Source organism: Gardnerella sp. DNF00354, assembly GCF_049262755.1.
Classification (GTDB): Bacteria; Actinomycetota; Actinomycetes; order Actinomycetales; family Bifidobacteriaceae; genus Bifidobacterium; species Bifidobacterium vaginale.
Genome location: NZ_CP058402.1, coordinates 1,132,707 through 1,157,046 on the forward strand (window position 1 = coordinate 1,132,707; position 24,340 = coordinate 1,157,046).

Genomic DNA, 24,340 nt, shown 5'->3' on the forward strand with positions numbered 1-24,340 from the left:
ATAAAACTGAATAAAAAATAGAAATAAGCAAAACTAGGAGCAATATGAACGACTCACGCATGTTAACCTTGCGAAATATTGCCGTTTGGGATACTGGCGAGCGAATCGATTTGGTTGTAGATGGCGTTAGACAAGACGCTTTAATTGAGCAAAATGCCCGAATTTACGGGGAAATTGATGCAAGCGATTGGATTGTTGCTCCTGGTTTTGCAGACCCACACGTGCATTTTAGGGATCCTGGTCAAACTGATAAAGAAACAATGATGACTGGTGGCAATGCTGCGGCTGCTGGAGGATATACGAATGTGTTGATTATGCCAAACACAATTCCAGCTGTTGACGGTGAGCCTTGGAATGATGCTCCTTTTGATGTAGAAAACGTTATAGATTTTTTGCAAAGATACGGGTGTATTTATGGCGTAAAATTGCCAGTCCACTACGATTTAAGTGTTTGTGCTTCAATAAGTAGGCAAGGGTTAAAACCAAGCAATATTGAACTTTGGAAAAAATATGTTCATGGTGTTGATGATAATCAAAAAACTTCGCCTATGAAAAAGCATCCAATTACTGCCATAAGTGATGATGGTTCTGCTGTTACAGATTCGATTTTGCTAGATGTTCTTAAGATGGCGAAAGAAACAGGATTGCCGCTTCTTGAGCATTGTGAGCACCATGATTCTGGTTCGGTCAACGAAGGACCAGTTGCTAAAATTCTGGGCGTTGGCGGAATTCCTGCGTCTACGGAGCTTGCGATTGTTAATAGGGATATAGAAGCAGTTCGCAAAACAGGTGTTCATATGCACTTCCAGCATGTTAGTACGGCTGCCGCTTTTGAAGCTATTCGCAAAGCCAAGAAGGAAGGTTTGCCGATTACTTGCGAAACAGCCCCACATTACGTTGCTCTTTGCGATGAGGATGTGCTTAAGTATGGGTCAATGGCAAAGATGAATCCACCACTAAGATCTAAAGCGGATCGACAGGCAACTCTTGCTGCTATTGCAGATGGTACTATAGATATGATTGCCACAGATCATGCTCCTCACGCAACAGGTGATAAAGCTGGCGATTTTGCTAATACTCCAAATGGGATTATTGGTTTGGAATGTGCTTATGGTGTGTGCCGTAAAGTTCTTGTTGACGCAGGATATACGGATGATAAGCACTTAATTGAACTTATGTCGATTAATCCTATGCAATTTATGAGTAGAAGACCTACAGATGTTGCAGCTTTGCTTAACGTGTCTTCGCGTTGTGCCGTGAGACGAACATTAAAATTAAGTGAAACTGAACATCCAGAAAATATTGATTTAGTGCTTATTAATATGCGTGAAAAATGGAGCGTTGATGCGAATTCATTCCATTCAAAGGCTCGTAATACTCCATTTGAAGGATGGCAGTTACAGGGGAGACCAGTGGCTACTATTGTTGGCTCAGAAATCGCCTTTTCTCGTATGTAATTTGTGTATTTTATAAGTCGTGTTTTATAAGTAAAGACAAATACTAAAAACTAAAAAATAGTTTGCGGCTAGTAGAGGAACAATATGGACGAACTGATAGAAGAAATAGCAGCGAAGCAAAACCCTACTGTTGTTGGATTAGATCCAAAGCCTGGGATTTTGCCTGCGCAAATTTTAAGTGGATTATCTGATGAAGTTTTGCAAGAAGTAGAAAGCGAAGAAGCTTTGCCAACCTTGCTTGCTGCATCGTACTTTGAGTTTAATCGTGCGATTATTGATGCGATTTATGACATTGTTCCAGCTGTTAAGCCGCAAATTGCAATGTATGAGGCGCTTGGTTCAGCTGGAATAGACACTTATGCTATGACTTGTGATTATGCAAAATCACGTGGGTTATTTGTTATTGGTGACGCAAAACGAGGCGATATTGGTTCTACGGCAGCTCAGTATGCAGCACATTTGCGAGGATTTGCTGATCTTGATTCGTATTTTAAAGATGATTCTTACGATTTTAACGAATCTTTAGTTAATCTTCTTAAAAGCGCTAGTACAAAAGATGTGTGGCACGAGGATTCGCTTACTGTAAACCCGTATATGGGTTCAGATGGTGTTAAGCCATTTATAGATGAGGCAGTAGCGCGTAATAAAAATATTTTTGTTCTTCTACGCACATCTAATCCTTCTAGCAAAGAGCTTCAAGAACTTGTTGTTGAAGATGGCAAACCAGTTTATGAGCATATGGCAGGTTTGATAGAAAAATGGGGTGAATCAAATATTGGGACTAGAGGGTATTCGCGAGTAGGAGCAGTAGTGGGAGCAACTCATCCAGAAGAAGGTAAGCGTTTGCGCGAGATTATGCCGCACACTTTCTTCCTTGTTCCAGGTTATGGCGCACAAGGTGGAACGGCACAAGATGTTTCTGGAATGTTTGATGAAAATGGTCGAGGTGCAATAGTGAATTCTTCTCGCGGAATTATCGGTTCTTGGCGAAAATCGCAAGATTATGTTAAAAACAAGTCTTCTCTTTCTCTTAATAATATTCTTGAGATTGTATCTGATTCTGCTCGCAAATCTGCTTTAAACATGAGGGATGATTTAAGACAAGCAGTATATAAATAAATCGTGTGTTAGTGTTAATGCAAAGCGAATCACAATTCGGAAATGTTTCAAAGTCATTGTGTCAAAATTGTGAATATGCGCGTGTAAAAACAATTATGCATGTATAACTAAATATAACTAAAACTAAAAATAGCTAAAGATAACTAAATTACGCAACGATATGACTACATAAGGTAGGGTAAAACTAGATGAGTGATGGCATGTTTATTCAAACTCGAAAATCTTTGAGAAACGCCATATTTACGTTACGTGAAGACGCTTATGATTCTTCGGGCGCAGATTCTTTTAGTGCAAAAAGTTTGCACGCTGATGATTTAAAATACACTCGTCTTTTAGGTCGCCGTGCTATAGAAGTTCTTGATAATCAAAAGCTTGATGAAGGTGTGTATCGCTTAGTTTTGCGCGATGATGCTATTGCTAAAACTGCCACTCCTGCGCAATTTGTTAATTTATATTCTCCAGATTCTACAACTATGCTTCCTCGACCATTTGGTGTTGCAAGCGTTGATGGAGATACTTTTACTCTTATTTTTGCTGTGATTGGTAAGGGCACTGCCGAGTTTGCGCAGCTTAAAGCAGGAGATACCGTTGACGCTTTAGGACCATTAGGACTAGGCTTTGATATTTCTAAGCCAGCGCACTATGTTCTTGTAAGCGGGGGATTGGGTGTTCCTCCTTTGATCTGTGCTGCACAGGCGATTGCAAAAAACAAGAATTGCAAAGTGACTGCGGTTCTTGGATATCGCGATAATCATTTTGCTGACTCATTTATGAAAGAATACGTTGATAATGTTTATAGCATTAGCAACGCGCAAGGAACTGTTATTACTTTGCTTAATGAACTCGAGCAAGAAAATCATTTTGATTTTAATGGCGATTTGCCTATTGTTGTTCTTTCTTGCGGCCCTATGCCAATGATGAAGGCTGTAGCTCATTGGGCGCATGAGCGTAATGTTAAATGTCAATTAAGCCTAGAAGCAAGAATGGGATGCGGATATGGAACTTGTGTTGCTTGCGTTGTAGATACTTTAGAAGGCAGACTTAAAGTTTGTAACGAGGGTCCAGTGTTTGACAGCGAAAGATTAGGCTGGGAGTAAAAAGATATGAGTAACGAAATGAATAAAGCTTTGGAAAATACGCAAAATAGCGCGCAAAATAATGCATCAACTCTTGGATTTGACACAAGCCACGTTTGGAAGCACTCAACTAAAGTTGCTGGTGTTGAATGGAAAAACATGGTTGGAACAGCGTCTGGCACGTTTCAGCTTGCGGCTTGCGCTCACTTTTACGACGTGAGTCAGCTTGGTGCAATTTGCACAAAAGGTGTTTCACCTGTTCCTTGGCAAGGAAATCCTGCTCCGCGCACTGCAGAATCGCCTTCTGGAATGGTGAATGCTGTTGGTTTGCAAAATCCTGGAGTTGACCACTATTTAGTAGACGAGCTTCCAAAGTTAAAAAAGCTTGGAGCGCTTGTAATCACAAATGTTGCTGGCCACAGTGATGACGATTATGCTCAAGTTGTTGAAAAGCTTGCAGATTCTTCTGCAGACATGCTTGAAATTAACGTAAGTTGCCCAAACGTGACTCACGGCGGAATGAGCGTTGGCACGGATCCAGTGGCATTGCACCGCTTAATTAAGCGACTTCGCGCAATGACAGATAAACCAATGATTGTAAAAATGACTCCAAACGTTACTGATATAGTCTCGATTTGCAAAGCTGCAGTTGATGCTGGAGCGGATGCTTTAAGCATGATTAATACGCTTGTTGGTTTGCGAATTGATATTCGGACAGGCGAGCCGATTATTGCAAACCGTACTGGCGGTGTTTCCGGTCCTGCTATTTTCCCAATTGGACTTGGGTTTGTGTGGAGAGTTCGCCAAGCTATGCCAGATATTCCAATTATTGGCATTGGTGGCATTGATTCTGGCGAAAAAGCTTTGGAATACTTGTATGCTGGCGCGAATGCTGTAGAAGTTGGTGCTGCTGCTTTGGTGGATCCTACTGCTCCTATTCGCATTGCTCGCGAGCTTGACGATTTGCTCGATTCGCGTCCAAAGCTTGCGTCTTTACTTGCTGAAGGAAAGACTTGGCGCTGAAATTAAGTATTTAGAAAGTATTTGGAAAGTATTCAAAATTATTTTAAGAAAGAGAGCTAATTATGGCAGAATTAGACGAACGTTTTACAAAGTTTTTGCTTGATTCAGGCGCACTTAAATTTGGTGACTTTACGCTAAAATCTGGTCGTCAATCACCTTATTTTATTAACGCTGGAGCTTTTGACGACGGAATGAAAATCGCGAGCTTAGGAGCATATTACGCTCAGCGCGTTGTTGCAGCAATTGAAGATGGCAAACTTCCGCAAGATATTGATACTGTTTTTGGTCCTGCTTATAAGGGCATTCCGCTTGCAGTTTCTACGGCAATGGCTTTGACGAATAATCACAATATGCCTGTTGGTTTTACTTTCGATCGCAAAGAGCGAAAGGACCATGGCGACGGCGGAATTATGGTTGGAAAACCGTTAAAAGACGGCATGAAAGTTCTGTTAGTTGACGACGTGATGACCGCTGGAACCGCAGTTCGCGAAACTTTGCCAAAGCTTAAAGCGGAAGCAAATGTGCAAGTTGTAGGCTTGATTTTGGCAGTAGACAGAATGGAACGCACGAAAGATAGTGAGCTTTCTGCAGTAAAAGCAGTAGAGCAGGAGTTTGGATTCCCAGTGTTGCCAATTGCTAACGTGCGTGAAATTTTTGCTGCAGCACAAAAACTTACTAATAATGACGGAAGCGCTGTTATGGATGAGAATTTAGCTGCTCGAGCTGAAAATTATTTGCGAGAATATGGTGCGTAAATTGTCTGTGCAATATAGACTTATACAATTATAGACCTATATAATCAAGCAATTATATAAGTCATGTATGAGTTGTGTTCTTGCTATTTTATTCATACATAGGTTTGTTAAACAGGAATGGCGGATTATGAAAGAGGACAATAACGAATATCAGGATTTGAATGATATAGCTTCATTTAATAATCCGCCTGAGTATGAGCAAGATGTCATTTTTGATCGGTCTAGTAATGATTCAAACAGATCATTATTAAGCGATAAGAAAGCTATTGCAGTGATTATATCTATTTCACTTACTGCAGTGGCAATTGTTATCGGAATATGGTTGTCTTTGTTTGCGAATAGTTCTAAGAGTAATATAAACGCGGGCGAGCCATCTAAAAAGTGCGTGCAGTTGCGTACACAAGTTCTTTCAGCTAAAGCCAATCTTAAAAAAATCATTTCAAGCCAAAACGTGCATGATGCTTCTGAAATAAAATCTTCCGATTTTGATGCTGATTTTGATTCAGTTAAGGATGCTGTTGACGATTTTCAATCTTCCTTAAATTATGCCAATGATGATTTGAAAAATGATATTTCAGATTGTCCAGTTGGAGACAGTTCTTACGATTCCCCATCAGTTGAAAATAAGCTTTCCAACCAGTTGGATACTTTGAATAAAGATGCGGATTCGCTTAAAAAATCTTCTGATAATCTTTTAAAAACAAGCAGAACTGCTTTTGGTGATCAATTGTTAAATCTTGTTAAAAAAGCTAAAGAGCTTGTAGAAAAAGCGAAGGATTTGCCTATTGTAGCTATTGCTTCTAAAAGTCTAGAAAATGCTATTAATGATGCTGGTAATGCTCTTGCTAAAAGCAGCAATAATTATCAAGAGTTAAGACAGTCTTATCAAAAAATAAAAGCTGTTATAAGCCAGTATGAAGATAGAATTAAAAAAGTGAGCGATAGATTTTTAAGTAGAGATGGCAATGGGTATCCTTTTGATGCTCCACATCCTCAGGATGATCAAGGTGGCTATATCCCAATGGGTCGTAGTCAAAACTCAGAGTCGTCGGAACAAAACGATCAAGAGTGACGAATAATCGCGTTAAATGCGTGTTGTTATTTTAGTTGTTATTTTAATTAGTTGACGCTTTGTGGCATAATAGGCAAGGTTTATTTCTTAGCTGCGTAAATTGCAGCTTTAATTAACGAAAGAAACGGATAACTCGTGGCACAGACTACCAATGATATTAAAAATGGATCGGTTTTGAACCTTGAAGGTCAGCTTTGGACCGTCATCAAGTTCCAGCATGTTAAGCCAGGTAAAGGTCCTGCTTTTGTGCGTACCACCATTAAGAACGTGCTCTCGGGCAAGATTGTCGACAAGACTTTTAACGCCGGCATGAAAATGGAGTTCGAGACCGTTGATAATCGCACGTTGCAGTACTCTTATGAAGATGGCGATAACTTCGTCTTTATGGATATGAACACTTATGATCAGGTTTATATTCCTAAGGACTTAGTTGGTGAACAAAGCAAGTATTTGCTTGAAGGCACTGATTGCATTGTAAGTTTCCATGACGGCACTCCTTTGAGCGTTGAACTTCCAGCTTCTGTAATTTTGACCATCACTCACACTGAACCTGGTTTGCAAGGTAACCGTTCTAACGCTGGCACAAAGCCTGCAACTGTTGAAACTGGTGCTGAGATTCAGGTTCCACTATTTGTTGGCGAAGGCGAAAAGGTGAAGGTTGACACTCGTGACGGATCTTACCTTGGTCGTGAAAACTAATTAAATTTTTTGTATAAAGCGACTCGGCGGCGATTCTTGTTGCTGAGTCGTTTTATTTTGCAATAGCTATTTTGTGCAATATTTGATATATATTGATGTAAGTTTAATTCTTGTAGACTTTAATGATCTATAAGACTATGTAGTTTGATAGAAAGACGATACTATGGCACGTTCCACCGCTCGCAAAAGGGCTTTGAATACGCTGTATGAAGCAGATGAAAAGAATCAAAATATTCTTTCTTTGCTTGAAGAACGTTTGAAGGAGCCAGGTGCGCAAACTCCTCTTCCAGATTATGCTGTTGATATTATTCGAGGAGTTGGTGAACGTAGAAATAGGATTGATAAGACATTGAATCGTTATTCTACTGGCTGGAAAGTCGGAAGAATGGCTGTGATTGATCGTAATATTTTGCGAATAGCCGTATGGGAGATTCTCTTAAACGACGAAGTGCCAGATAAGGTAGCTATCGATGAGGCTATTTCTCTCGCAAAAATGTATAGTGATGATGATGCTATTGCGTTTATTCATGGCTTGTTAAGCGCGATTATGGCAGACAAAGAAGCTTGCTTAGCAAAGTTTAATGGTGAGGCATCTGCGGAAGATACTGCTGGAGAAGTTAATGAAACTGAAGCAGCTGATTCTTCAGATGTTGAACAATCTTCTAATGAATTTAATACTGATTCTGTTGAGTGAATTTAAAATTGCGTATAATCCGTTTAGTGCAGTAGCGTTAAGCGGATTTTTTTTTTATTATGAATTCGTAATAATAATTTGCATTAAGAAATTGTTGATAGCTATTATCGGCGCGTCGCCGTCCGCCAATCTGAGTAGACTTGCCACGAATAACCTAAAGCCATAAGGGGGTTAAGGTGGGCTATAACGACACCTTCGCCGGATTCGGCACTGATGATGCAGTATTAGTATTGGAAGACGGACAAGTTTACGTTGGTAAACCATTTGGCGCAAAAGGTTCTACGCGCGCTGAAATCGTGTTCTCTACAGGAATGACTGGTTACCAAGAAACGCTTACTGATCCAAGTTATGATCAACAAATAGTTGTTCAAACGTTCCCACACATAGGAAATACGGGAATTAACAATGAAGACCCAGAATCTTCAAAAATATGGGTTGCAGGATACGTGGTAAAAGCTCCAAGCCCTATTGTTAGCAATTGGAGATCCACTGGTTCCTTGGAAGATGATTTAGAAAAACAAGGAATAGTAGGAATCAGTGGTATTGATACGAGAATGCTGGTACGACATTTACGCTCAGTTGGCGTTATGCGTGCCGGCATTTTTTCTAATGAAGCACTGATAGACAAATCTACTGGAGCAATTCGCACAGTTGCGTCTTTTGTGAATGAGATTAAACAAACTCCTCAAATGCAAGGCTTGCGACTAACTGACGAAGTTAGCACGCAAGAAGCTTATACGATTGAGCCTTGTGGAGATTACGAAGGCAAGGAGCCTCTTTACACTGTTGTAGCTGTAGACTTTGGTATAAAAGCCATGACTCCACATCGTTTGGCACAGCGCGGATGCCGTGTACACGTTGTAAGCTCCTCAATAAGCTTTGAGTCACTTCAAGCACTTAACGCAGATGGCGTGTTCTTCTCGAATGGACCAGGTGATCCTGCTCAAGCAAATCGAGAAGTGGAATTATTGCGTAACGTGTTAGACGCAGGATACCCATTCTTTGGAATATGCTTTGGAAACCAGCTTTTAGGTCGCGCGCTTGGGTTTGGAACGTACAAGCTTAAGTTTGGTCATCGTGGCATAAATCAGCCTGTAAAAGACGTGACTACTGGAAAAGTGGAAGTTACGGCTCATAATCACGGATTTGCTGTAGACGCTCCTATTGGTGAGACTATCCAATCGCCTTACGAAAATGGCCATTTTGGTCGCGTAATAGTGTCTCATGTAGATCTTAACGACAATGTTGTAGAAGGCTTGCAATGCCTTGATATTCCAGCTTTTTCTGTGCAATATCATCCAGAAGCAGCCGCAGGACCTCATGATGCATCGTACTTGTTTAACCGCTTTGTAGAACTTATGCAAAATCACAAGAATAAAAGCGAAAAATAGTAGGTATAAAGGGATAAAAGGAATTTATAATGCCAAAACGTGCTGATATTAAATCCGTAATGGTTATTGGTTCTGGTCCAATCGTAATTGGTCAGGCTGCAGAATTCGACTACTCTGGAACGCAAGCTTGCCGAGTCCTTCACGAAGAAGGAATCCGCGTAATTCTTGTAAACTCTAATCCTGCTACTATTATGACGGACCCAGAGCTTGCAGACGCAACATATATTGAGCCAATAGACACGGCAATTTTGGAGCGCATTATTGCTAAAGAGAAGCCAGATGCGCTTCTTCCAACATTAGGTGGTCAAACTGCTCTTAATGCCGCAATGGACTTGGGTCGTGCAGGAATCTTAGAAAAGTATAATGTAGAGCTTATTGGTGCATCTCTTGAGGCAATCGACCGCGGAGAAGACCGTGAGCTTTTCAAAAAAGTTGTTGAAAAAGCTGGGGCAGAAAGCGCAAAATCCTTTATTGCTCACTCAATTGAAGAAGTAGACAAAATTGTTGAAACACTAGGGTACCCAGTTGTTGTGCGTCCAAGCTTCACAATGGGAGGTTTAGGCTCTGGAATTGCTCACAATCAGGAAGAATTACACCGCATTGCAGGAGCAGGCATTCACTATTCTCCAACAAACGAAGTGCTTATTGAAGAAGGCATTGAAGGTTGGAAGGAATTTGAGCTTGAGCTTATGCGAGATTCCAAAGACAATGTTGTTGTTGTGTGCCCAATCGAAAATGTTGATCCTGTAGGCGTTCACACAGGCGACTCGATTACAGTTGCTCCATGCTTTACGCTAACAGATCGCGAGTATCAAAAGATGCGCGATATTGGCATCGCGATTATTCGAGGTGTTGGCGTTGACACTGGCGGATGCAATATTCAGTTTGCAATCAATCCTCGAACTGGTCGCATTATCGTAATCGAAATGAATCCGCGAGTTTCGCGTTCTTCTGCGCTAGCATCTAAAGCAACTGGTTTCCCGATTGCAAAAATCGCTACAAAACTTGCCCTCGGATACACTTTGGACGAAATTCAAAACGATATTACGCGTTCAACTCCTGCAAGCTTTGAGCCAACGATTGACTATGTGGTAACTAAGATTCCGCGCTTTGCTTTTGAAAAGTTCCCTGGAGCAGACACTACGCTTACAACTTCTATGAAGTCAGTCGGCGAAGCAATGGCTTTGGCTGGAAATTTCCAGGAATCTCTTGGAAAAGCAATGCGATCAATCGATAAACGTCACGCTTGCTTTAATTGGGACGGCGAGCGCCCAAGTAAAGAAGAAGTTGCTAAGCTTCTTGAAGAAATTCATACTCCAACCGAGCACCGCTACTTGCAAATTCAGCGCGCGCTCTGGGGTGGGGCTACGCCTGAGCAGATTTTTGACGCAACAAAGATAGACCCATGGTTTGTTGAGCAGCTTTCGTTAATCAATAAAACAGCTTTAGAGGTTCGTGAAGCAGAAAATTTGACGCCAAAAGTGTTAAAGAATGCTAAGCTTGCTGGTCTTTCGGATGTTCAAATTGCGCATTTGCGTAATCTTGGCGACGAAGGCGAAAACATGGTTCGTGAGCTGCGTTGGGCGTATGGATTGCATCCTGTTTACAAAACGGTTGACACTTGCGCTGCCGAGTTTGACGCTGTAACACCTTACTACTATTCTTGCTACGCTGACGAAAGCGAGCTTAAGCCACGCGATCGTGAAGCTGTAATCATTCTTGGCTCTGGTCCAAACAGAATAGGTCAGGGTATTGAGTTTGACTACACTTGCGTTCATGCTGTGCAAGAGCTGGGTAAGGATTACGACACAATCATGGTCAATTGCAATCCTGAAACAGTTTCTACAGACTACGATATGTCGGATCGCCTTTACTTTGAGCCGCTTACTTTTGAAGACGTGCTCGAAATTTATCAAGCAGAAAAGAAGCTTGGTCCAGTTAAAGGTGTTATTGTGCAACTCGGTGGTCAGACGCCACTTTCGCTTGCAGCGCGCCTTAAAGCTGCAGGAGTTCCAATTTTGGGCACTACGCCTGAGGCTATTGATTTGGCAGAAAATCGTGAGCTTTTCGGTGAGGTTCTTCGTCAAGAAGGCATGAATGCTCCGCGCTACGGCACTGCATTAAGTCTTGAAGAGGCTAAGGATGCTGCACACGCAATTGGTTACCCTGTTCTTGTGCGACCAAGTTATGTGCTTGGCGGTCGAGGAATGGAAATCGTGTACGATGATGCTCAGCTTGCAAAATATGTGGATCGTGCTTTACAGGAAGCTCAAGCAGACACTGTTGTTTCTGGTCGTTTGCCTTCGCCGCTTTTGATTGATAAGTTCCTTCAGGACGCTATTGAGATTGATGTTGACGCACTTTACGACGGCAACGAGCTTTATATTGGCGGAATTATGGAGCATGTTGAGGAAGCTGGCGTACACTCTGGTGACGCTGCTTGTACTCTTCCTCCAAGCACGCTTTCCGACGATCAAATTCGTAGACTTCGCGAGGGCACGCTTTCGATTGCTCGCGGGTGCTCAGTTCGTGGTCTTATTAATGTGCAATACGCTTTTATGGCAAACACCTTGTACGTAATTGAGGCGAATCCTCGAGCATCTCGTACTGTTCCGTTTGCGTCTAAAGCTACGGGAGTTGCTCTTGCTAAAGCTGCTGCTCGAATTATGTCTGGAGAAACAATCGCACAGCAGCGAAAGCGCGGTCTTCTTCTTCCTAAGGGAGATGGTGGAGATATTCACCCAGGCCAGCAAGTTGCTATTAAAGCTTCCGTCTTACCTTTCAAACGTTTCCGCACGCCTGTTGGTCGCACAGTCGATATTTTGCTCGGACCAGAGATGCGCTCTACTGGAGAAGTTATGGGCTTTGACCGCGACTTCCCACATGCTTTTGCTAAGAGCCAGCTTGCAGCGTACAAGGGCGGTTTGCCTACAAGCGGCAATGTGTTTGTGTCTGTAAGTGATGCAGATAAAAGGCAATTGCCGCTACTTGCAGTGCGCCTAGTAGAGCTTGGATTTACTATTTGGGCCACCGAAGGTACAGCATCTGTTCTTAGACGCTACGGCATTGATTCCGTTATTGTTGATAAGCTTTCTAGCCTTGGCGACACGGCGAAGGATGTGCGAAATGCTGAGCCTTCGCATGAAAGAATCGGCAAAAACGTGGTTGAGCTGATTGAGAATGGTAAGATTGATATGGTGTTGAACACGCCGAATTCCAGAGGGTCACGTACGGATGGTTATGCTATTCGTGCAGCTGCTGTTGCAGCAGACCTTCCGCAATTCACTACAATTACGGAGTTTGCACCAGTTCTTATGGCTATAGAAGCTGTTAAGAACAACGATTACCAGGTGATGAGCATCCAGGAGCATGCCAAGCAACTGTTTGCAATCGAAAAGGCAGAAAACGAAGAAAGTCGGGCTTAATACATGACCGAAAGCATACGAGAGCAGGAATTGCAGGCGCAAAGATCCGATTTTGGATTGCGTCTAAAAAACGCTATGGCAAAATACGGTCCATTATGCGTTGGCATAGATCCGCACCGCAAGATGCTGCTTAATTGGGGATACAAGATGGATGCTCAAGGAGCAGAATTGTTCTCCATGCGTATGCTTCAGGCCATGAACGGCAGAGCTGCTGCCGTAAAATTCCAGTCGAGCATGTTCGAGCGTTACGGGTCTAAGGGGTTCGCGGCGCTCGAACGAGTGCTGTATGCTGCAAGACAAATGGACGTAATTACTATTGTTGATTGCGGTCATGGTGGATTGTCTACAACAATCTCTGCGCTTGCTGACGCATACTTTAAGCCAGATGCGCCTCTTCTTACTGATGCTATTACACTTCTTCCGTATTACGGAGCTAGGTCAATGGGTGGGTTGATTAATGAGGCTCTTAATAATGGCAAGGGAGTGTTCATTGCTTCGCTAACGTCTAATCGCGAAGGCGCTAGCTTGCAAACTGCTATTCGTCAGACTGGTTCCTACCGCGGCACAACTGTTGCTCATGGTATTGCTCAAACTGCGCAAATTTTTAACAACAATACAAAGGGCATGGGTTCGGTTGGTTTAATTGTTGGAGCCACTATTGGAGATTGGATGAATGGCGGTGGAATCGATTTAACGAGTTTTACTGGTCCTATTCTTTCTCCAGGTTACGGTTGGCAGGGAGCGGAAGCTAACGATTTGAAAACGGTTTTTGCTGGTACGCATGGAAATGTTTTAGTAACAGTTTCTAGGTCTATTGCTTCCCATGGTCCAGATATTGGTGCATTATCTACTGCAACTGAACGAATAGCTTGGGATATTCGTCAAGCTTTAATGGATTCATAAAAATTATCTAAGAGAGTCAAATATGGTTAGTTTAAACGATACACAGAGTATGCCAGTCGCTACTAAAAGGCGTTTGATTGTTCTTACTGGTCCTACTGCAGCTGGTAAGGGCACTGTTGAGGGAGTATTGCGCGAAAAACATCCTAATATTTGGCTTTCTGTTTCTGCGACTACCAGAAAACCTCGTTATGATGAGTTTAATGGAATTCATTATTGGTTCATTGATGAAGAAGAGTTTGAGCGCAGGAAGAGGAACGGAGAGTTTCTGGAGACTGCTCTTGTTCATGGAATGGCACATTATGGCACTTTAATTCAGCCTGTTTTAGATCATCTTGCTCAAAACGTTCCAACTCTTTTAGAAATTGATCTTCAGGGAGCTAGGAGAGTTAAGCAGGAAGCTTCTAGATTAGGTTTAGAAGTCGTATACGTATTTATTGCCCCTCCTAGCTTTGAGGAGCTTAAGCGTAGACTTATTGGTAGAGGTACTGAAACTCCTGAGCAGCAGGCTAAGCGTTTGCAAACCGCTAAAGTAGAAATGGCTGCGTCTAGCGAGTTTGATTTTGTGATTGTTAATGACGATGCTCAGCGCGCTGCAGATGAACTTTGGAAGATAATAGCTAAAGAATACGATTTAGATTAATTTAAATTAATTTAGATTAATCTAAATGAGTAATTCCTAAATATCCTTGCAATAGCTTACAATAGTCTACTTGGAAACTATTGTGGCACCATAGAATATGGAGAACATTATGGCATTGGGCACTAAGCCAACACCTACGGGACTTGCAAATCCGCCTATTGATGATTTGATGCAGCATGCGGATTCCAAGTATGCGCTTGCCTTGTTTGCCGCAAAACGAGCACGGCAGATTAATTCTTATTTCACTCAGCTCAACGAAGGATTGTTGCAGAACGTCGGTCCTCTTGTTGATTATAGAAACCAAGAGAAGCCTCTTTCTATAGCATTCCGAGAAATTAATAAAGGTTTGCTGGTGGAGAATCTTGGTGAAGATGATATGAATGAGGGAAATTAAGTTTTCTTTACATTTTTAATTGCAGCCGTATTATCCTATGCTTGTTGGTATTGGATATGCGGCTGTTATTGGTTTTAGTGCATAAGTTTTAATTTTTTAATTAAAGGGGAGTTATGTCGGAAGCTAAACTTATTTCTGCAGAATCTGTTACAGAAGGTCATCCTGATAAGCTTTGTGATCAGATTGCAGATGCGATTCTAGATGATATGCTTCGTCAAGATTCTCATGCGCATGTTGCTGTTGAAGTTTGTGCATGCGTAGGACAATTTGTAGTCTTCGGGGAAGTTAGGGGAGAAGTATACACCGACATACCAGGCATTGTTAGAAAAGTTGTACGCGAAGTAGGATACAACAGTTCAACTGTTGGATTGGATGCTGATTCATGTGGAGTAATGGTATCTTTAACTGAGCAAAGCGCGGAGATAAATCAAGGTGTTTCTAGATTAGATTTAGAATCCGAAAGTATTGCGTCTAAAGAAGATCGTTATAAAAGCCAAGGCGCAGGCGATCAAGGCGTTATGTTTGGATATGCTAGCGATGAGACAGACACTTATATGCCCCTTCCAATATATCTGGCTCATCAGCTTGCCCAGCGCCTATCCTACGTGCGAAAATGTGGAATTGTATCTAAACTTAGACCAGACGGTAAAACACAGGTTACAATCGAATATGATGAATGTGGGAACCCTGTTCGTTTAGATACTGTTCTTATTTCAACACAGCATGACCCAGATGTGAGTCATGATTGGCTTAGAAATCAACTTGTTCAAAACGTTGTAGAGCCTGTTCTTAACAAAGTGTTAGGGAAAAACGTAAATCATAATGATTACAGAATGCTTGTAAATCCAACTGGATCTTTTGTTTTGGGTGGTCCTGCAGCAGATTCTGGTTTAACAGGCAGAAAAATTATTGTAGACACTTATGGAGGGGCTGCTCATCATGGTGGTGGAGCTTTTTCTGGCAAAGACCCTAGTAAAGTGGATCGTTCTGCAGCCTATGCTGCGCGTTGGGTTGCTAAGAATCTTGTTGCCGCAGGTTTAGCCCATAAAATAGAGGTACAAGTTGCATATGCGATTGGAATTGCAGAACCTGTTAGCGTAAATGTAGAAACTTTTGGAACAGAAGCTAATGGAATTACTCGTTCAGATATTTCTAAGATTGTTCGAAAAGTCTTTGATTTACGCCCAGCAGCAATTATCGACGAGCTTGATCTGCTTCGACCAATCTACTCGAAAACTTCTGCTTATGGACATTTTGGAAGAACAGATGTTGATTTTCCTTGGGAAAGACTTAATCGTGTTGATCAGATTAAGAATGAGGTAAAATCTTTAAAAAATTGATTTGAGGATTTAAAAGGATGTGCTAATGCTTGAGCAGCCTTCACTTGATGGTTTAGCGCGCAAACCACGTAGGCGTAAGAAGAGTGATTCAACCCAGAGTCAAGCTGATAATTGCCCTATTGCTCATATTGTGCTGGATGTTCAAGCATCTCATCTCGGTAAAACTTTCGATTACATTGTTAGCAAAGATCAGGATGATTACGCTAAGCCAGGGTGTATGGTCCGCGTCAAATTTGGTGCTAGACGCGTAAATGGAATTATTTGGAGTAGGAGTGAATCAAGCAAAACACCAGTATCTTCATTAAAGTTTATTGAAAAAATTATTCCAATAGGGGAAGTAGTTTCTAAATCTTTTATGGAAGATATTTCTTCAATAGCTGATGCTTATGGTGGAACAAGAGCTAATATTATTAGACTTGCTTTACCTAGAAGAATTGCTGGTGTAGATAAAGAAAATTTGCTGGACGATATTCATTTATCTAAAAGAGTAAAATGGATTAATGAATTACAAAAAAATTTTAGGTCTAATGATACTTGCGCGATATCTCAATACGATGGAAGTGAGAATCTTAGAAAAACAACAGATGCTCGTATGATTGCATCCTACCATAATGCGAATCTTCTTAAACAATCCTTAGAAGATGTTCAGAAACCGTATTATTTGCATCATGAAAATAGTTCGCCTTCGAATAATTATAAGAATAATTGCAAAGCTTTTCTTATAGATGCCTTACCAGGAGCAATGAGATGGGCTCAGGATTTAGCGTGGATTATTGTAACTGCAATAAGAGCTGGTCGTCAAGTTGCTGTTGTTCTTCCTACAATTCGCGAAGTAAACGATGCTATGCGTGCCCTTATGGTTTATGGTCTTAAACCTTATAAAAAATCGCAGAATCCAAGTGGAACTTTAAGTGGAGATGTTGCTCGTCTTTGCGCATATGATTCTCCAGCAGACAGGTATAGAGCATGGAGAGCTATAGAAAAAGGAATTGTTCCATGTGTTTTAGGAACAAGATCTGCAATGTATGCACCAGTTGAGTCGCAAGCGCTTTTTGTGATTGTAGAAGATGGCGCATATCAGTACGCAGATGGTATGATGCCTTACGCTCAAGCTAGAGGCGTTATGCGATTGCGCGCACAAAATCATAATGGCGTTTTCATAACAATGTCTTTTGCTAGAAGCGTAATAAGCCAAAACGAATTAAAAGGAAAAAATCTTGCTGCAAAAGTAAGTGGACCTTTAGTTGAAATTAAACCATTTAATACTATTGTTAGTAATGCTTGCCCATGGGTTCGTTTACTTAATTCTGATAACCTTAATAAGATAAATGACCCGAGTGCAGGATCTAGAATACCGTATACTGCACTAGCGTCGATTAGACAAACTTTAGACGCAAATCTGCCTGTTTTACTTGTTACAGCACAAGACGATACTGTTCAGCGTGCTGCATGCAAAAAATGCCATAGTATGGCTCGTTGTAAGCGCTGTACAGGTCCTCTTGACTTACCTATAGATGGTTCTGCTCCTAAATGCGCATGGTGTGGAAGTGCTGCGATTGGCTGGAAGTGCTCGAATTGTTCTAGTGGATCTAACTTTATCGAGGCTATTCGTGTTGGCGTCAATTTTACCGCCAAGGAAATATTTAAGATTTTCAATGATGTTCCAATTGTTATATCTTCCGCGAAGCAGAAAAGTGGCGTTATAGAGTGGATTGACCAGAAGCCGATGATTGTCATTTGTACTTTAGGAGCAGAACCTCGAGTTTTAAGCTCATCTAAAAATTCTTGCGGAGAATATGGTCTTGTTGCGATTTTAGACGCGTGGACGAGTCTTTACAACACTGGTTTAGATTCTCGAATAGACACTTTGAATGCTTGGATGAAAGCAGCTTCAATGTGTGCGTCAAAAAACAGAGGTGGAAGCGTTCTTATTTTGGGTGAAACTTACGATATTCTCGCTAAATCTTTGGAAGAATGGGATTCATCAATTCTTTCTAAACAAGAGTTGCAAGAAAGAAGTGAAGCACTTCTTCCGCCAACTGTATGTGTCGCAAGAATATGGGGTTTTAGGCAGGCTGTAGTAGATACGCTTAATGCGATTGGCGCAATGAGTGTAGATGTAAGCGAAGATATTACAAAAGTCGTAAGCAAAAATGGTGATTTAGATAGTTCTAGTAATCTTCCAATGTTAAAAGTCGAAACTAAAAATAGTGAATCTAACGATGATTCTGATGAATCCGAATATCTTCCACCTTTACTTGGAATTGTTCCAATGAAGCCTCCTTCAACATTGCACGAGCAAAATTCTCAACGCTTTGAAGAGTTAAACGACAGAGTTAAAGCAGTTGTAAGAGTGCCATTAGAGTATAGAGATGAATTAGTTAATCGTTTGAAAAAAGAATGTGCAAAGCATTTTGCAATGCGAAAAAATGGTGAATTAAAATTTAGTGTGGATCCTAAGGATTTGTAAAATCGCATAAACTTATTAATAAAGACTTATAAATAAAGAGGTTAAAATGGTTGAAAAATGCTACAATTGCGCGGTTTTGGGGAATCCCATATCGCACTCTCTATCTCCAGTTCTACACAATGCTGCATATAAGGCATTGGGCTTAAATAATTGGCATTATGGTAAAGAAAAAGTTAGCGAGGAAGACTTAAAAGATTTTATTGCAAATCTTGACGATTCTTGGAAAGGCTTAAGCCTTACAATGCCACTTAAAAAAACAATTATGAGCCTAGGTGTAGCTTGCGATTATTGGTCTAAAACGCTTGGTGTTGCAAATACTGCTGTGTTTAGTAAAAAGCCATGCTTAGAAAATCCTGAGACGATTGAGCTTTGTAACACAGATGTAAATGGTATTGTAATGGCGTTAATACACTCTTTAAAGTCTCAAATATTAAACGCTAAAAGTGCGGTTATTATTGGCAGCGGAAACACTGCGTCTTCTGCAATGGCAGCTTTAATAGAAATTGCTCAAGGTTCAAAATTGAGTAAAGTTAGTGTTGTTGCAAGATTGCAAAGCGATGGTAAAACTGTTAAAGGCGTTAGTAGATTTAACGATTTAGTAGATAAATATGACTCGGATTTTCCAAATAGCAGAAGAATAGAGCCATCTAACTTGAATTTTAAAGACAAACGTGACTACGAGCCTGTTTGCGGTATAGAATTCCCTACTATTGATCCTGAATTTATAAAAATATCACAAGATATAGAAAAATGTGATAAATCTCACATTCTAGAATCTATTTCTTCGTTGGATGCAATTGAAGCAATTGTAAACGCAGATATTGTTATAAGCACTGTTCCAGCTCATATAGCAGACGGATTAGCGCTCGCTTTGTGTGAATATTGCAAGGAAAAGTCAATAAAACATTTAGGAGCTTTGCTAGACGTTGTATATGATCCTCGACCAAGCCAGATACTTAAAGTTTGGAGAAAATATGGCATGGGTATTGGTGGAGAAGAAATGCTTTTATATCAAGCACTAGATCAAGTAAAACTCATGACTTTTGAATATAGGCATTCAAGTGATGATCCAAGTGATGATTCTTGCACAAACAAATACCAATCTGACAAGGCTACAGATTACGATTACATAAGAAGTTGCATGGAAAAAGCATTGCAGGAGGCGTTATGAGCACTGAAAATAGTGAATTCTCGCAGGTGGCAAGCGATTTTGAAGTAATGCTCATTACTGGCATGAGCGGCGCTGGCAGATCTCATGCAGCAAATGCTTTGGAAGACATGGGCTGGTATGTTATTGATAATCTTCCTCCAAAGTTACTCATCCCTCTTGTAGACATGATGACATCTTCTGGATCTAAAGTTCATAAGCTTGCAGCAGTTATTGATGTAAGATCACGCGGATATTTTGATGATTTATTTGCTGTTTTGGGTCATATAGATGATTTAGGCGTAAAAACTCGAATACTATTTTTAGATGCATCTGATTCTGTGCTCATTAAAAGATATGAGTCAGTGCGCAGGCCACATCCTTTGCAGCGCGGAGGAAGACTTATAGATGGTATTTTGGAAGAGCGTGAGCTTTTAGGTCATCTTAAAGATTGCGCGGATATTATTATCGATACTTCAAATCTTAGTATTCATCAGCTTTCCACTAAACTTTATGAGGGGTTGCTTGGAAAAGGATCTTCTACAGTATCTGTTCACATTTTTAGTTTTGGGTTCAAGTACGGAATGCCTATGGACGCCGATTTTGTGGCAGATATGCGATTTTTGCCCAATCCATTTTGGGTTCCAGAGCTTAGGGATTTAACTGGAAAAGATAAAGCAGTTAGCGATTATGTTCTTAAAAATCCAGCGGCAATAGAATTCTTAGACTCTTACGAAAAAGCTCTTCTTACGGCAATTGATGGTTTTGCAAAAGAAGATAAGCATTATGTAACAATTGCTGTTGGATGCACTGGGGGTCAGCATAGGTCTGTAGCTATTAGCATAGAGCTTGCAAGAAGACTAAAATTAAGAGGATTGCAGGTTACAGTATCTGCTAGAGAGATGAGATCTAGAACATGATTTAATTTCTCCTATAGGATTATGTAATATAAAAAGCAGAACTATAAAAAGGTAAAATGTCCAAGTCATTGGGTATCACAGAAAGCCGAGCATGTAGGTGTTTTGCACATCGTGCAACGGCATCTTGTATGAATCCCAACGCATACTCTAAGAAGAACAAAATAGGAGGTTTCCCTTGGCTCTTCTTGACGACGTAAAGAACGAACTCGTCGCAAATAATAGTGAGCTACCAGCGGTTGTTATGGCTCAGGCAGCAGCAATGATGCGTTTTGGTGGCGGCTTAAGGCCGGTCAATAATCAGGCTGTGATTCGTGCACAGTTTGATTCTCTAAGCGCAGCGCAATGGCTTGTAGATACGCTTGTGACATGTTTCCAAAGAGAAGCAACGATTTCTCAAACTACTCGTCAGACTCCTACAGGTGTTGTTACTCGTTACGATGTTCTTGTGGAGCGAGGTGCTGCAGCTTTGGCTCTGCAATCAGGTTTGTTGGACCGTCGTATGCATATCGTTGCTGGTCTTGCCCCTGAAATTGTTGGTGGAAGTATTGCGCAGGTTAAAGCTGCGTGGAGAGGTGCTTTCTTAGCTCATGGGGCTATATCCGATCCTGGAAAGGCAAGCTATTTAGAGATTGTTTGCCCAACTCATGAGGCTGCTACAGCGTTGCAAGCAATGGCAGCACGACTCGGAGTTGGTGCAAAAGCGCGCAAAGTTAAAAGCTCTGAGCGTGTTACTTTGAGAGATTCTGACGCTATTGAGCGTATGCTGATTTTGATTGGAGCTCCTCGTTCTGCTCGAGAATGGACTGGTAAGCGTTCTGATGGTGAAGCAAGAGGCAAAGCTAATCGACTGGCAAACTTTGATGATGCTAATATGCGCAGAAGTGCTAAAGCTGCTGCAGAAGCTTGCGAAAAGGTTCGTCACGCTTTCGACGTTCTTGGGGACGATATTCCAGAAAATCTTTTGATGGCAGGAAAGCTGCGACTGCAGCATAGTGATGCAAGTCTAGAAGAACTTGGTCATTTAGCGGATCCTCCGATTACAAAGGATGCTGTTGCTGGTCGTATTCGTAGGCTTTTGCAGCTTTGCGCTAAAGTAGAAAAGTCGCGAATGTAATTGCTTTTTTGACTGAGTATTTATTCGTATTAGCCGCATACTTTGAGTATGCGGCATTTTTTGTAGTTTTTTATTATCTAATCTTGGGCGTGCTTGTTGCGCACATGCGATATAATAACTCATGGAATTTATAGACGTTTTAGCTTTGCTTTCGTCTTTTTTCTTGTTAAATTCGCCATCATGATTGGTTGAATCATGTTTTGGAAAGGATACCAATGAAGACACTTAAAGATTTGGGAGATTTGAGCGGCAAGCGCGTACTCGTTCGTGCTGATTTTAATGTTCCTCTCAAGGGCACGACTATCACAGACGACGGTCGTATTAAGGCTGCTTTGCCAACGATTAAAGCTTTGCGCGAGCAGGGCGCCAAGGTTATTTTAATGGCTCATCTTGGCCGTCCAAAGGGTCAGGTTGTTCCAGAGCTTTCTTTGGCTCCAGTAGCGGCTCGCTTAGGTGAACTTCTTGGTGTTAATGTTGCTTTGGCTGCAGATACTTACGGCGAAGATGCTCAAGCTAAGGTTGCTGCAATGAACAATGGCGACGTTGTTTTGCTTGAAAACGTGCGCTTTAACGCCGAAGAAACCAGCAAGGATGCTTCTGAGCGCGCTGAATACGCTAAGAAGATTGCTGCTCTTGGAGAAGTTTTTGTTTCCGACGGTTTCGGTGTTGTTCACCGCGCCCAGGGTTCAAATTACGATGTTGCTGCCGATCTTCCAGCTGCTGCTGGCTTGCTTGTTGAGAAGGAAGTTAAGGCACTTTCTCGCGCAACCGAAAATCCAGAGCGTCCTTTGACAGTAGTTCTTGGTGGATCTAAGGTTTCCGACAAGCTCGGCGTTATTGAAAACTTGCTTTCTAAGGCTGATCGCCTTGTTATTGGCGGCGGAATGGTGTTCACATTCCTTAAGGCTTTGGGTCATGAAGTTGGTACTTCTTTGCTTGAAGAGGATCAGCTCGAGAAAGTTAAGGGATATATTGAAACCGCCAAGAAGAATGGCGTAGAGCTTGTTCTTCCAACAGATATTGTTGTGAACGCTGGCTTCCCAGCAGGCGATACTCCTGTTGCTCCAGAAGTTGTTCCAGCGGATGCTATTCCAGCAGACAAGATGGGCTTGGATATTGGCCCTGATTCTCAAAAGCTTTTCCACGACAAGATTGTTGATTCCAAGACTGTTGTTTGGAATGGACCAATGGGCGTGTTCGAAGTTGCAGAGTTTGCTGCTGGTACTCGCGCTGTAGCTCAGGGTTTGGTTGATGCAACGAAGAACGGCACTTTCACTATTGTCGGTGGTGGAGATTCCGCTTCTGCAGTTCGTAATCTTGGATTCCCAGAAGATGGCTTCTCTCACATCTCCACTGGTGGTGGTGCTTCACTCGAGTTCTTGGAAGGTAAGACGCTTCCAGGTTTGAGCGTGCTTGAGTAAGTGACTTTAAAATATTGTGCCGACTTCGATTTTATAAATTCTTTTTGTAGATCGGGGTCGGCATAATGTTAATTTTATCTTTATAACTAATTCTTAAGGGTGATTATGGTTGTCAATAGGAAACCGCTAGTTGCAGGCAATTGGAAGATGAATTTTAATCACCTCGAAGCCACTCATTTTATTCAAAAATTCTGGTGGCGTCTATGTGATTCTCACTTCGACTGTAAAAAATGCGATATTGCTCTTATGCCATCGTTTACGTCCTTAAGAAGTGTGCAAGTATTAGTTGAGTCTGATAATCTTCCTATTCTTTATGGCGCACAAGCAGTTTCCGTTACAGCTCAAGGCGCGTTTACTGGAGATGTTTCTGCAGATATGCTTGCAAGCTTGGGCTGCTCAATGGTGATTGTAGGTCATTCTGAGCGACGCAAGTATCATCCAGAAGATGATGCGAATATTGTTGACCAAGTGCGAGCTGTGCTTGCTGCTGGAATGCAACCTATTCTTTGCGTTGGTGAAAGTTTTGAAGAGCGCAAGCAGGGTATAGAGCTTGATTTTGCAGTTGGACAGGTTCATGACGTTACTCGCGATTTAGATTCTAAGCAGGCAGAGCGTTTGATTATTGCATACGAACCAGTTTGGGCTATTGGAACTGGAATGGTAGCTACAGCACAGTCTGCTCAAGATGCTGCTAAGGCTATTAGGGATGATTTGCAGGAAACTTTCGGGGATACTGTATCACAAAAAGTTAGAATACTTTATGGCGGCTCTGTAACGTCTTCTAATGCAGCAAGTCTTATTTGTGAGCCAGACGTTGATGGATTTCTTATTGGTGGAGCTTCTTTAGACATTGAGGAATTGGCTACTATTGTTCAATTGTCGTCTTACAAAAATCGAATTTAATACATAGGTCAATGGCTTTTACTATACTTTACAAAGTACTCTAAAACAGGAGGTTACTTGTGTCCGCTGTGAAAATTGTTTTGCAAGTGTTGCTTGTGCTGACCAGCATTTTGTTGACATTGTTGATTTTGATGCACAAGGGCAAGGGCGGCGGTCTTTCCGACATGTTCGGCGGCGGTTTAACGAAGAACGCTGGTAGCTCTGGTGTTGCAGAAAAGAACTTGAATCGTTGGACTGTTATTATAGCGTTGATTTGGGTGGCTGTTATTGTTGCCTTGAATCTTATGACTAAGTTCTCACTTATCTAAGTATTCTTTTAAGCGCGTAGTCGAAAGATTGCGCGCTTTTTATTTTATAAGCAGAGCAGGTGTACATTT

Annotated in this window: 21 protein-coding genes; all 21 read left to right on the forward strand. The window is 41.5% G+C overall.

Annotated features, from left to right (window positions below; translation table 11 throughout):
• Positions 1-44: 44 nt before the first annotated feature.
• The 21 genes from HXT24_RS04500 (at position 45) to secG (ending at position 24,271) form a co-directional block, all read left to right on the forward strand.
• Complete coding sequence (locus HXT24_RS04500; protein WP_422119243.1) at positions 45-1,457, forward strand: dihydroorotase; 1,413 nt, start codon at positions 45-47, stop codon at positions 1,455-1,457.
• An 84-nt stretch (positions 1,458-1,541) separates the two neighbouring features.
• The gene (pyrF, locus tag HXT24_RS04505) at positions 1,542-2,576 is read left to right on the forward strand and encodes an orotidine-5'-phosphate decarboxylase (protein ID WP_410312537.1); all 1,035 of its coding nucleotides are present in this window, start codon (positions 1,542-1,544) and stop codon (positions 2,574-2,576) included.
• A 188-nt stretch (positions 2,577-2,764) separates the two neighbouring features.
• Positions 2,765-3,673, forward strand: coding sequence for a dihydroorotate dehydrogenase electron transfer subunit (locus HXT24_RS04510; protein ID WP_415685416.1), 909 nt, complete (start codon positions 2,765-2,767; stop codon positions 3,671-3,673).
• Positions 3,674-3,679: 6 nt separating this feature from the next.
• Positions 3,680-4,675, forward strand: coding sequence for a dihydroorotate dehydrogenase (locus HXT24_RS04515; RefSeq protein ID WP_174191084.1), 996 nt, complete (start codon positions 3,680-3,682; stop codon positions 4,673-4,675).
• Between the two features lie 62 nt (positions 4,676-4,737).
• A complete protein-coding gene (gene pyrE / locus HXT24_RS04520) occupies positions 4,738-5,430 on the forward strand; it encodes an orotate phosphoribosyltransferase (RefSeq protein ID WP_004115202.1) in 693 nt (230 codons plus the stop codon).
• A 127-nt stretch (positions 5,431-5,557) separates the two neighbouring features.
• The gene (locus HXT24_RS04525) at positions 5,558-6,502 is read left to right on the forward strand and encodes a hypothetical protein (RefSeq protein WP_422119244.1); all 945 of its coding nucleotides are present in this window, start codon (positions 5,558-5,560) and stop codon (positions 6,500-6,502) included.
• A gap of 135 nt (positions 6,503-6,637) precedes the next feature.
• A complete protein-coding gene (gene efp, locus HXT24_RS04530; RefSeq protein WP_004115197.1) occupies positions 6,638-7,201 on the forward strand; it encodes an elongation factor P in 564 nt (187 codons plus the stop codon).
• Positions 7,202-7,364: 163 nt separating this feature from the next.
• The gene (gene nusB, locus HXT24_RS04535) at positions 7,365-7,895 is read left to right on the forward strand and encodes a transcription antitermination factor NusB (protein WP_004111768.1); all 531 of its coding nucleotides are present in this window, start codon (positions 7,365-7,367) and stop codon (positions 7,893-7,895) included.
• Between the two features lie 176 nt (positions 7,896-8,071).
• Complete coding sequence (gene carA, locus HXT24_RS04540) at positions 8,072-9,286, forward strand: glutamine-hydrolyzing carbamoyl-phosphate synthase small subunit (protein WP_014554606.1); 1,215 nt, start codon at positions 8,072-8,074, stop codon at positions 9,284-9,286.
• A 29-nt stretch (positions 9,287-9,315) separates the two neighbouring features.
• Complete coding sequence (carB, locus tag HXT24_RS04545; protein WP_065189662.1) at positions 9,316-12,711, forward strand: carbamoyl-phosphate synthase large subunit; 3,396 nt, start codon at positions 9,316-9,318, stop codon at positions 12,709-12,711.
• A gap of 3 nt (positions 12,712-12,714) precedes the next feature.
• A complete protein-coding gene (gene pyrF, locus HXT24_RS04550; protein WP_004115188.1) occupies positions 12,715-13,614 on the forward strand; it encodes an orotidine-5'-phosphate decarboxylase in 900 nt (299 codons plus the stop codon).
• Positions 13,615-13,636: 22 nt separating this feature from the next.
• Complete coding sequence (gene gmk / locus HXT24_RS04555; RefSeq protein ID WP_004111764.1) at positions 13,637-14,254, forward strand: guanylate kinase; 618 nt, start codon at positions 13,637-13,639, stop codon at positions 14,252-14,254.
• A gap of 109 nt (positions 14,255-14,363) precedes the next feature.
• On the forward strand, positions 14,364-14,648 hold the full coding sequence (gene rpoZ / locus HXT24_RS04560; protein WP_004111763.1) for a DNA-directed RNA polymerase subunit omega: 285 nt from the start codon (positions 14,364-14,366) through the stop codon (positions 14,646-14,648).
• 113 nt (positions 14,649-14,761) lie between these two features.
• Complete coding sequence (metK, locus tag HXT24_RS04565) at positions 14,762-15,988, forward strand: methionine adenosyltransferase (protein ID WP_422119245.1); 1,227 nt, start codon at positions 14,762-14,764, stop codon at positions 15,986-15,988.
• A gap of 25 nt (positions 15,989-16,013) precedes the next feature.
• Complete coding sequence (locus HXT24_RS04570) at positions 16,014-18,458, forward strand: primosomal protein N' (RefSeq protein WP_422119246.1); 2,445 nt, start codon at positions 16,014-16,016, stop codon at positions 18,456-18,458.
• A gap of 46 nt (positions 18,459-18,504) precedes the next feature.
• Positions 18,505-19,629 carry a shikimate dehydrogenase gene (locus HXT24_RS04575; protein ID WP_422119247.1) on the forward strand — a complete coding sequence of 375 codons (1,125 nt, stop codon included), beginning with the start codon at positions 18,505-18,507 and terminating at the stop codon, positions 19,627-19,629.
• Positions 19,626-20,525 (forward strand): RNase adapter RapZ, encoded by a 900-nt coding sequence (gene rapZ, locus HXT24_RS04580; protein ID WP_116437149.1) that lies wholly within the window; start codon positions 19,626-19,628, stop codon positions 20,523-20,525. Before HXT24_RS04575 ends, rapZ begins: the two co-directional genes overlap by 4 nt.
• Before the next feature lie 175 nt (positions 20,526-20,700).
• Positions 20,701-21,639, forward strand: coding sequence for a DNA-binding protein WhiA (gene whiA, locus HXT24_RS04585; protein ID WP_004111755.1), 939 nt, complete (start codon positions 20,701-20,703; stop codon positions 21,637-21,639).
• A 215-nt stretch (positions 21,640-21,854) separates the two neighbouring features.
• Positions 21,855-23,060, forward strand: a complete 1,206-nt coding sequence (locus HXT24_RS04590; RefSeq protein WP_075038648.1) for a phosphoglycerate kinase — start codon at positions 21,855-21,857, stop codon at positions 23,058-23,060.
• Between the two features lie 105 nt (positions 23,061-23,165).
• Complete coding sequence (tpiA, locus tag HXT24_RS04595) at positions 23,166-23,963, forward strand: triose-phosphate isomerase (RefSeq protein WP_004111753.1); 798 nt, start codon at positions 23,166-23,168, stop codon at positions 23,961-23,963.
• Positions 23,964-24,022: 59 nt separating this feature from the next.
• A complete protein-coding gene (gene secG / locus HXT24_RS04600; protein ID WP_004115170.1) occupies positions 24,023-24,271 on the forward strand; it encodes a preprotein translocase subunit SecG in 249 nt (82 codons plus the stop codon).
• Positions 24,272-24,340: the final 69 nt, after the last annotated feature.